The organism is Mesorhizobium sp. M0491, from assembly GCF_040321265.1.
Lineage (GTDB): Bacteria > Pseudomonadota > Alphaproteobacteria > Rhizobiales > Rhizobiaceae > Mesorhizobium.
The window spans coordinates 1-7,714 of sequence record NZ_JAMYRE010000051.1; the positions used below are offsets into that span (position 1 = coordinate 1).

Here is a 7,714-nt window from a genome sequence, read left to right on the forward strand (position 1 = left end):
CGAACAGGATGGAAACGAATCTCCATCCTGTTCGATAGGTCTTACCAGATCCTCATCCAGCCCAACTTAAGTGAACTGCATTACGGGTTCATCCCGGCCTTTTTCATGCCAATCCTGCCTCGATCAGCACGAAGCGCAGCCGCTCCTCGACCGTCGCCAAAGGCAGCGGGACGGTTTCATAGCCCAACTCCGTGTAGACGCCGACCAGCGCATGATAGGTACGCTCGGCCTCCTCAAGCGTCTGCTTTCTCTCCTCATCCTGCGCGAAGATCTCCGGCCAAAGCGGGGCGACGAAGACGCGCTGATGATAGCGGAAGCGCTCGGCGGCAGCGGTGGCGTGTTCGGATACCGGCAGGCCGCTCAGCCTGAGATAGCCGAGCGTGTCCGGAACGCCACAATCGAAAAAAACAGGACGCCCGGTCTGTTCTTGCGCAATTTGATACGAGCGCATCTCCCATGACAGCATTAACTCGGCGAACAGGGCGCGATCACGCCAGGGCAAAGCGGGTCCGCCAATGTCGGACTGGTCGCGGATGATGCCGCGCCCGGCTTCCGCCGAGGTGGCAAAGCCTGCGTGGCGCAGGGCTTCGATCAAGGTGGTCTTGCCGGAACCGGGACCGCCGGTCAGCACGAAGAAGCGATCGGAATCGTTTTGCATGTTTTGTCCATGGAGGGAGCACGCGGCCGGCGCCTTCGCGGCGAAGCTGCCACTGCGCATGCTGCATATCGGAGGAGGGGAGAAGTGGAGGTTTCTGTTGCCAGGTACCTCCGAACCCCGCCTAGAAGTGCGAACCTCTAGGGCTTGATTTGAAGCTATCGCACCGCTTACGCGGCGAGACGTGCTTCCGCATAGTTGTCATTTGCAACTACAGGTTTAGCCCGATGACGGTGGTACCATGCCGGGCAAAAGTACGATCTTTACACCTTCGTCGATCCTATTTCGCCCCCAGCAAAAACCGCTCTGTCATCAGCAGCGGCTTTTGGTGGAGGCGCCGGGTACCGCCCCCGGGTCCGAACGGCTTATTTCATCGCCCATTTATCGCCATAGTCGGTCAAGCCGACAAACTGAATATAGGGGGCCATCGCAAGAAATGGAAGGCCGCAATGGCACTTTGTCCCCCTGACAAAACCGCAAGTCCAAAGGGTTGACTTGGGCGCGGTCTCAACCGAAGCTTTGCCCCGGTGAGGAGTTACCGACCTAGCGCACATGTTGCAGCAGCGCGCCACAGCCCTCATCGATCGGATCCGTGGCGCCGACGAGGGGAATTTTGATGGCCGACTATCTTGCAGACGTGAAGAAATACGATGCCGGCGCCAGTGCTGATGCGGTTGAAAAGATCGTCAAGCACCTGGGCATCGCGCTCAGGAACCGCGATTCCTCGCTGGTATCCTGCACCGACCCGAAGGAACTCGGGCGTGTCAGGGACAACTGGGTCGCCAAGAAGCTCGGCATCAGCGATGCAGCGAAGGCCGATGCATCCATCGAGAAGACTTGCAAGGCAATGGCTGCCGACAACACCAAGAGCCGGGTGACTTTCTACTACCTCGTCGCGAAGGACCTGGGCAAGCTCGGCTCCCTCTGACGACCGCGCTTCAATTCGCAGGGCTGGCGCGGTCCATGCGCCAGCCCTGATGTTGTTGGGGACTGGCTGGCTTCGGGCAGGGCTTGCGCTGCTTTGTGGTGTTCGATTGCCTGTCCGTAAGCTATGATGGCTGGACAACCGAATCGAGCCGGAACCAATGCGCCAGTATCTCGACCTCCTGCAGCACGTGCTGGACAACGGCGCCGATCGCGGCGACCGCACCGGCACCGGAACCCGCTCCGTCTTCGGCTACCAGATGCGTTTCGACCTGGCGCGCGGCTTTCCCGTCACCACCACCAAGAAGCTGCATCTCAAGTCGATCATCCATGAGCTTCTGTGGTTCCTGGCCGGCGACACCAACATCAAATACCTCACCGATAACGGTGTTTCGATCTGGGACGAATGGGCCGACGAGAATGGCGATCTCGGCCCGGTCTACGGCAAGCAGTGGCGTTCCTGGCCGGATGGCCATGGCGGCTCGATCGATCAGATCGCGAATCTCCTCAAGGAGATACGCAAAAACCCTCAATCGCGGCGGCTGATCGTTTCGGCATGGAATCCAGCCGAGGTGGAAGCGATGGCGCTGCCACCCTGCCACTGCCTTTTCCAGTTCTATGTTTCGGAAGGGCGGCTCTCCTGTCAGCTTTACCAGCGGTCGGCCGATATCTTTCTCGGCGTGCCGTTCAACATCGCGTCCTATGCCCTGCTGACCCTGATGGTGGCGCAGGTCACCGGGCTGAAACCCGGCGATTTCGTCCACACACTTGGCGATGCGCATCTCTACTCGAACCATTTCGAGCAGGCGCGGGAGCAACTGCGGCGCACGCCGAGGACGCTGCCGACGATGTGGATCAATCCGGAGGTGAAGGACCTCTTCGCCTTCCGCTTCGAGGATTTCCGGCTGGAAAACTACGTCGCCGATGCATCGATCAAGGCGCCGATAGCGGTATGACGCTAGAGCGGACCGCGCTTCAAGCCATAGCCAATGCGAAGCTGCAAGACGCAGAACTTTTGTTTCAGAACGAACGCTATTCGAATGCTTACTATCTTTTCGGGTACGCTGCGGAAATTGCCATCAAGTCACGAATTTCGCGGCTTTTTCAGCCGGATACCATTCCTGATAAGAAATTCGTCCAAGACATTTACAGCCATGACCTCAACCGGCTTGTGGCGTTGGCTGGCTTGTCTGTGGATCTTACCGAAAGCCGGACGGCGTCGCCTGTATTCGATGGCCATTGGTCGGCGGTCTCAGATTGGAATGAAGCTTCGCGTTACGATATGATAGATGTGTTCGAGGCGACGGCCATGCGAAACGCGATGGTCGACGAAGAGCAAGGAATATTCAGATGGCTTCAGGATCGTTGGTAAGGATCGACATCGACGCCGGCATCAACCTAATTCGTGCTCTTGATGAAAAGGGATTCGGAGTTGCAGCTGCACTATGGTTGTACAACAGTGACGTCGACAATTGGCGCATGATTATCGCCTATCGCGGCCCACGAAAGGATCTCGAAAAAAAATATCTCGATGCGGCAACCATTGCTGCTGACTGGCGCAAGGCACGTCCACAAGAGCCTATTTTAGATCTTAGCAAGGTGAAGATCACATCAGCGGACGACCGGCTCATCGCCGGCTTGGGTATCGCCATGCGGGTTGATGGTCTAGGTGAGGTGCGATTTTCTCACAACACCATCAATGGCATCTATGTCGAAGATGCCTTGATCCATAGGCTTGCGGCCTAAGCCCAATAAATTAGGACAGGCCCTAGTCGATGCCTACCATCACGTCCGAGGCCTTGACCACGGCATAGGCCTGCTTGCCCTTTTCGAGCTTGAGATCGGCGACGGCCTCGTTGGTGATCGAGGCGGTGACGATGGCCGCCGCCAACGCCGATCATGACATGCGAGGTGGTGGCTCCTTGACGATCTCGGCGATCGTTCCCCGGAGGGGATGTTGCGGGCACTGATCTTTCCAGGGTTTCTTTGCCGGTCTTTCCAGGACAATTGGTGTCGTACGGACGCTTTCATGGGGCGCCGGGCCTTCCCTTGTTATATTCATGCGGATATATCGGTCGGAGACTTAGGGCTGACTAGCTTTCAAACCGAGGAGAGTTCCCATGCTGCGCAAAGGTTTTGGATCAAGGGCGATCGCCATTGGCGCTTTTGCGGCGATGTTGATGGCGGCGGTGCCGGCAGCACATGCGGAAGACAAGGTGGTGGTGTTTGCCGCGGCCAGCCTCAAGGACGCGCTCGACGCCGTGAACAAGGCCTGCGAGGCCGATGTCGGCGAGGCGGCGACTGTCTCTTATGCCGCGAGCTCGGCGCTGGCCAAACAGATCGAGGGCGGGGCGCCTGCCGACGTCTTCATCTCGGCCGACGTCGACTGGATGAGATATCTCTCCGACAAGAAGCTGACCAAGCCGGACACCGAAGTGAAGCTGCTGGGCAATCAGATCGTGCTGGTGGCGCCGAAGGACTCGGCGGTCGACACCAGGATCGAGAAGGGCTTTGACCTCGCCAAGCTGATCGGCGACGGCAAGCTCGCCATGGGCGATTTCAAGGCGGTGCCGGCCGGCAAATACGGCAAGGCCGCACTTGAATCGCTCGGCGTCTGGTCTTCGGTCGAAGGCAAGGTGGCGCAGGCCGAGAACGTGCGCGCGGCGCTGAAGCTGGTTTCGACGGGCGAAGCCGCCCTTGGCATTGTCTATGCCACCGACGCGCATGCTGAAAGGGGCGTCAAGGTGGTCGGCACCTTCCCGGAGGATTCGCATCCGCCGATCATCTATCCGGTTGCCCAGACCGCCGATTCGAAGGACAAGGACACGCTGGCTTTCCTGAAATGCCTGCAGTCGGCCAAGGCGGCCGCGCTGTTCAAGGATCAGGGATTTACCGTGCTCGCGCCGAGCAACTGAGTTCCAAGGGGCACTATGAACTGGCTGCTGGACCTCACTCCCGACGAATGGAATGCGGTCCGGCTGTCCATCAAGGTGGCAACGGTGGCGATGCTCGCCAGCCTGCCGCCAGGCATCTTGGTTGCGCTGCTGCTTGCCCGGGGACAGTTCTGGGGCAAGACCGTTCTCAACGGGCTGGTGCATCTGCCGCTGATCCTGCCGCCCGTGGTGACCGGCTACCTGCTGCTGCTCACCTTCGGCCGGCGTGGCCCGGCCGGCGCTTTCCTGGCAGAGCATTTCGGCATTGTCTTCTCCTTCCGCTGGACAGGTGCGGCGCTGGCCTGCGGCGTCATGGGCTTTCCGCTGATGGTGCGGGCGATCCGATTGTCGATCGAGGCGGTGGACCGCAAGATGGAAGCGGCGGCGGGAACGCTCGGCGCCAATCCGCTGTGGGTGTTTGCCACCATCACGCTGCCGTTGATCCTGCCCGGGCTGATCGCCGGCGCCATCCTCGCCTTCGCCAAGGCGATGGGCGAGTTCGGCGCCACCATCACCTTCGTCTCCAACATTCCCAATGAGACGCAGACATTGCCGTCGGCGATCTACACATTCACGCAGGTGCCGGGTGGCGATGAAGGGGCGCTCCGCCTGACGCTGATCTCCATCGTCATCTCCATGGCAGCACTTGTGGCCTCGGAGGTGCTGGCGCGGCGTGTCGGCCGGCGACTGGACATCGAATGAGCGTTCTCGTCGACATCAGTCATCGGCTCGGCGGTTTCGCCATCGACGCCCGCTTCGAAAGCGCTGGGCGGCTGACGGCGCTGTTCGGAGCGTCTGGGTCGGGCAAGACGACGCTGATCGACATGATTGCCGGGCTAATCCGGCCCGACAAGGGACGCATCGAAGTCGACGGCCGTGTGCTGGTCGATACCGGTGCCGGCATTTTCGTGCCGAAGCACAAGCGCCGCATCGGCATGGTGTTCCAGGACGCACGGCTGTTTCCGCATATGAGCGTTGCCGGCAATCTGCGCTACGGCCGCTGGTTCACGCCGCCGGCGGAGCGCTACGCCGATATCGATGCCGTCGTCGACCTGCTCGGCATCGGGCCGCTCATGAACAGGCGGCCGGCAAAGCTCTCGGGCGGCGAGAAACAGCGCGTGGCGATCGGCCGGGCATTGCTTGCCAGCCCCAGACTGCTGCTCATGGACGAACCGCTGGCCTCGCTCGACGAAGCGCGCAAGGCCGAAATCCTGCCCTATGTCGAAAGGCTGCGCGACGAAACGAAAATCCCGATCGTCTATGTCAGTCATTCGGTCGCCGAAGTGGCGAGGCTGGCCAGCGACGTGGTGATGCTGGCGCAGGGCAATGTCATTGCCAGCGGGCCGACCGGGGCGGTGATGCAAAGGCTCGACCTGTTGCCGGCGGAGGAGCGCGGCGAGGGGGGCGCCGTGCTGGACACCAAGGTGCTGCATCACGACGAGCCTTTCGGCATGACCGTGCTCGGCTCGGCCGCGGGCGAGCTCCGGGTGCCACGGCTGGCGATGAAAACAGGTACGCCGGTGCGCATCCGTATCCGCGCCCGCGATGTGATGATCGCCACCGAAAAGCCGAGGGGTCTCAGCGCGCTCAACATCCTGCCGGGAACCATTACCGCGATGAGCCCCGGCGAAGGGCCTGCGGTCGAGGTCGGTATCGACTGCAATGGTGCAACCGTGCTTGCCCGCATCACCGAACAGTCGCGGCAGGCGCTGAAGCTCCATCTTGGCGGCAAGGTTTTCGCGGTGATCAAGACGGTGAGCTTCGATCGGGCGAACACCGGCGCCGGCCTGCCCGCCGAGGTGGATGGGTGATCCCGCTATGTCTTTTTGGAATAGCGGTTTCGCCAGGGAGCTTCTAGTATGAGGTTGGACCGCGGAGAGTAATGATGCCGTCGCTGAGCTTGCGGATAAATCTCGACCCCGACGGGCGCATCGGGCCGGGCAAGATCGAACTCCTGGAACAGATCGCCGCCTTCGGCTCCATTTCGGCCGCCGCGCGCGGCATGGAGATGTCCTACAAGCACGCCTGGGACCTGGTCGAGGACATGAACCGGGTATTCGGCAAGCCGCTGGTGGCGGCACAGACCGGCGGCCGCAAGGGCGGCGGCGCACAGTTGACGGCGGTCGGCCTGGCGGTGGTCAGCCGTTTTCGCGCCATCGAGCGGGCGGCGGCTTCGGCGGCAGCGACGCATATGGAGGCATTGCAGGCGGAGATTGATGCTGGGTGAGGGGGAAGGGAGTAGGGGAGTAGGGGAGTAGGGGAGTAGGGGAGTAGGGGAGTAGGACTTATTGCTCTTCACCGGGCTTGCGCAGCAAATAGCTGTCCATGATCCAGCCCTTCTGCCGACGAGCTTCCTCTCGAACCTTTTCGATCTCTGCGCCGATGTCACCGATCCTGCCGGAGAGAGTGATCTCGTCTTCCGTTCCGAGATAGGCGCCCCAATGGATGACGACATCCTTGTCTACAAGCGTGTTGAAAGCGCATTTGCCGTCCAGCAGCACGACCGCGCTGCCGGCATTGTCCGGCATGCCTTCCTCGGTCAGGCGGCGGCCTGTGGTGATGAGGACGGAATCGCCGATGCGGTTCAGCGCCATCTTGTGGCTGGCGGCAAGTGCCTGGACGGCGGTGATGCCGGGGATCACCTCAAGCTCGAACGCCACATTGCCTCGCAGGCGCACGCGCTCGAGGATGCGTAACGCGCTGTCATAGAGCGAAGGATCGCCCCAGATCAGGAAGGCGCCGCAGCCGTCGCCTGCAATCTCGTCGCGGATCAGGCCTTCGTAAATGGCGGCGATGGCTTCATGCCAGTCATCGACGGTCGAGCGGTAGGAGGGGGCCGGCCCATCTTCTACTGGCCCATCTTCCATTGGCAGGTCGCGCAACGGCACGTCGAATTCGACACGGCGTGATTTCGGGTTGGTGACGAAGCGGTCGCATATCCGGCGGCGCAGTTCGGCCAGTTCATTTTTTTTCGCGCCCTTGTCGGGAATGAACAGCACATCCGCCTGGTTCAGGCCTGATATGGCCTGAACGGTCATGTGGTCGGGATTGCCGGCGCCGATGCCGATGACGAGAAGCTTGCGCATGGGCGAACTCCTGCCCGATCGGAACCCGTTAGTCCAGACCGCGCTGGCGCGTGTCCAGACCGCGCTGGCGCGTGTCCAGACCGCGCTGGCGCGTGTCCAGACCGCGCTGGCGCGTG

The 7,714-nt window shown here is 61.2% G+C and carries 10 protein-coding genes, 1 other RNA gene and 1 pseudogene; 8 read left to right on the forward strand and 4 right to left on the reverse strand.

What is annotated here, in order from left to right:
• Positions 1–103: 103 nt before the first annotated feature.
• The gene (locus NKI69_RS33165; RefSeq protein ID WP_352723418.1) at positions 104–658 is read right to left on the reverse strand and encodes an AAA family ATPase; all 555 of its coding nucleotides are present in this window, start codon (positions 656–658) and stop codon (positions 104–106) included.
• 83 nt (positions 659–741) lie between these two features.
• Positions 742–1,101, reverse strand: a transfer-messenger RNA (tmRNA) gene (gene ssrA / locus NKI69_RS33170).
• Positions 1,102–1,271: 170 nt separating this feature from the next.
• Between ssrA and NKI69_RS33175 the strand changes: the two genes are divergently transcribed.
• The 4 genes from NKI69_RS33175 (at position 1,272) to NKI69_RS33190 (ending at position 3,325) form a co-directional block, all read left to right on the forward strand.
• A complete protein-coding gene (locus NKI69_RS33175; protein ID WP_023813086.1) occupies positions 1,272–1,583 on the forward strand; it encodes a DUF2853 family protein in 312 nt (103 codons plus the stop codon).
• Positions 1,584–1,740: 157 nt separating this feature from the next.
• Positions 1,741–2,535 (forward strand): thymidylate synthase, encoded by a 795-nt coding sequence (locus NKI69_RS33180; protein WP_027034884.1) that lies wholly within the window; start codon positions 1,741–1,743, stop codon positions 2,533–2,535.
• Positions 2,532–2,951, forward strand: coding sequence for a hypothetical protein (locus NKI69_RS33185; RefSeq protein WP_352723419.1), 420 nt, complete (start codon positions 2,532–2,534; stop codon positions 2,949–2,951). The genes NKI69_RS33180 and NKI69_RS33185 overlap by 4 nt, the downstream gene beginning before the upstream one ends.
• Positions 2,930–3,325: a hypothetical protein gene (locus NKI69_RS33190; protein WP_155930600.1), complete on the forward strand. Its 396-nt coding sequence runs from the start codon at positions 2,930–2,932 to the stop codon at positions 3,323–3,325. Before NKI69_RS33185 ends, NKI69_RS33190 begins: the two co-directional genes overlap by 22 nt.
• A gap of 22 nt (positions 3,326–3,347) precedes the next feature.
• On the opposite strand, the pseudogene NKI69_RS33195 reads toward NKI69_RS33190, so the two are convergent.
• Positions 3,348–3,550: pseudogene (locus NKI69_RS33195) on the reverse strand (TOBE domain-containing protein).
• Between the two features lie 149 nt (positions 3,551–3,699).
• Here NKI69_RS33195 and modA point away from each other — a divergent pair.
• The 4 genes from modA (at position 3,700) to NKI69_RS33215 (ending at position 6,739) form a co-directional block, all read left to right on the forward strand.
• A complete protein-coding gene (gene modA, locus NKI69_RS33200) occupies positions 3,700–4,494 on the forward strand; it encodes a molybdate ABC transporter substrate-binding protein (protein ID WP_352723420.1) in 795 nt (264 codons plus the stop codon).
• A gap of 15 nt (positions 4,495–4,509) precedes the next feature.
• On the forward strand, positions 4,510–5,214 hold the full coding sequence (modB, locus tag NKI69_RS33205; RefSeq protein WP_352442877.1) for a molybdate ABC transporter permease subunit: 705 nt from the start codon (positions 4,510–4,512) through the stop codon (positions 5,212–5,214).
• A complete protein-coding gene (modC, locus tag NKI69_RS33210; protein WP_352551865.1) occupies positions 5,211–6,323 on the forward strand; it encodes a molybdenum ABC transporter ATP-binding protein in 1,113 nt (370 codons plus the stop codon). Before modB ends, modC begins: the two co-directional genes overlap by 4 nt.
• 74 nt (positions 6,324–6,397) lie before the next feature.
• Entirely contained in the window at positions 6,398–6,739 is a 342-nt protein-coding gene (locus NKI69_RS33215; protein ID WP_256751177.1) for a winged helix-turn-helix domain-containing protein, read from the forward strand.
• 58 nt (positions 6,740–6,797) lie between these two features.
• Here the strand turns inward: NKI69_RS33215 and cobF are convergent, their stop codons facing one another.
• Complete coding sequence (cobF, locus tag NKI69_RS33220; RefSeq protein WP_352551866.1) at positions 6,798–7,598, reverse strand: precorrin-6A synthase (deacetylating); 801 nt, start codon at positions 7,596–7,598, stop codon at positions 6,798–6,800.
• Positions 7,599–7,714: the final 116 nt, after the last annotated feature.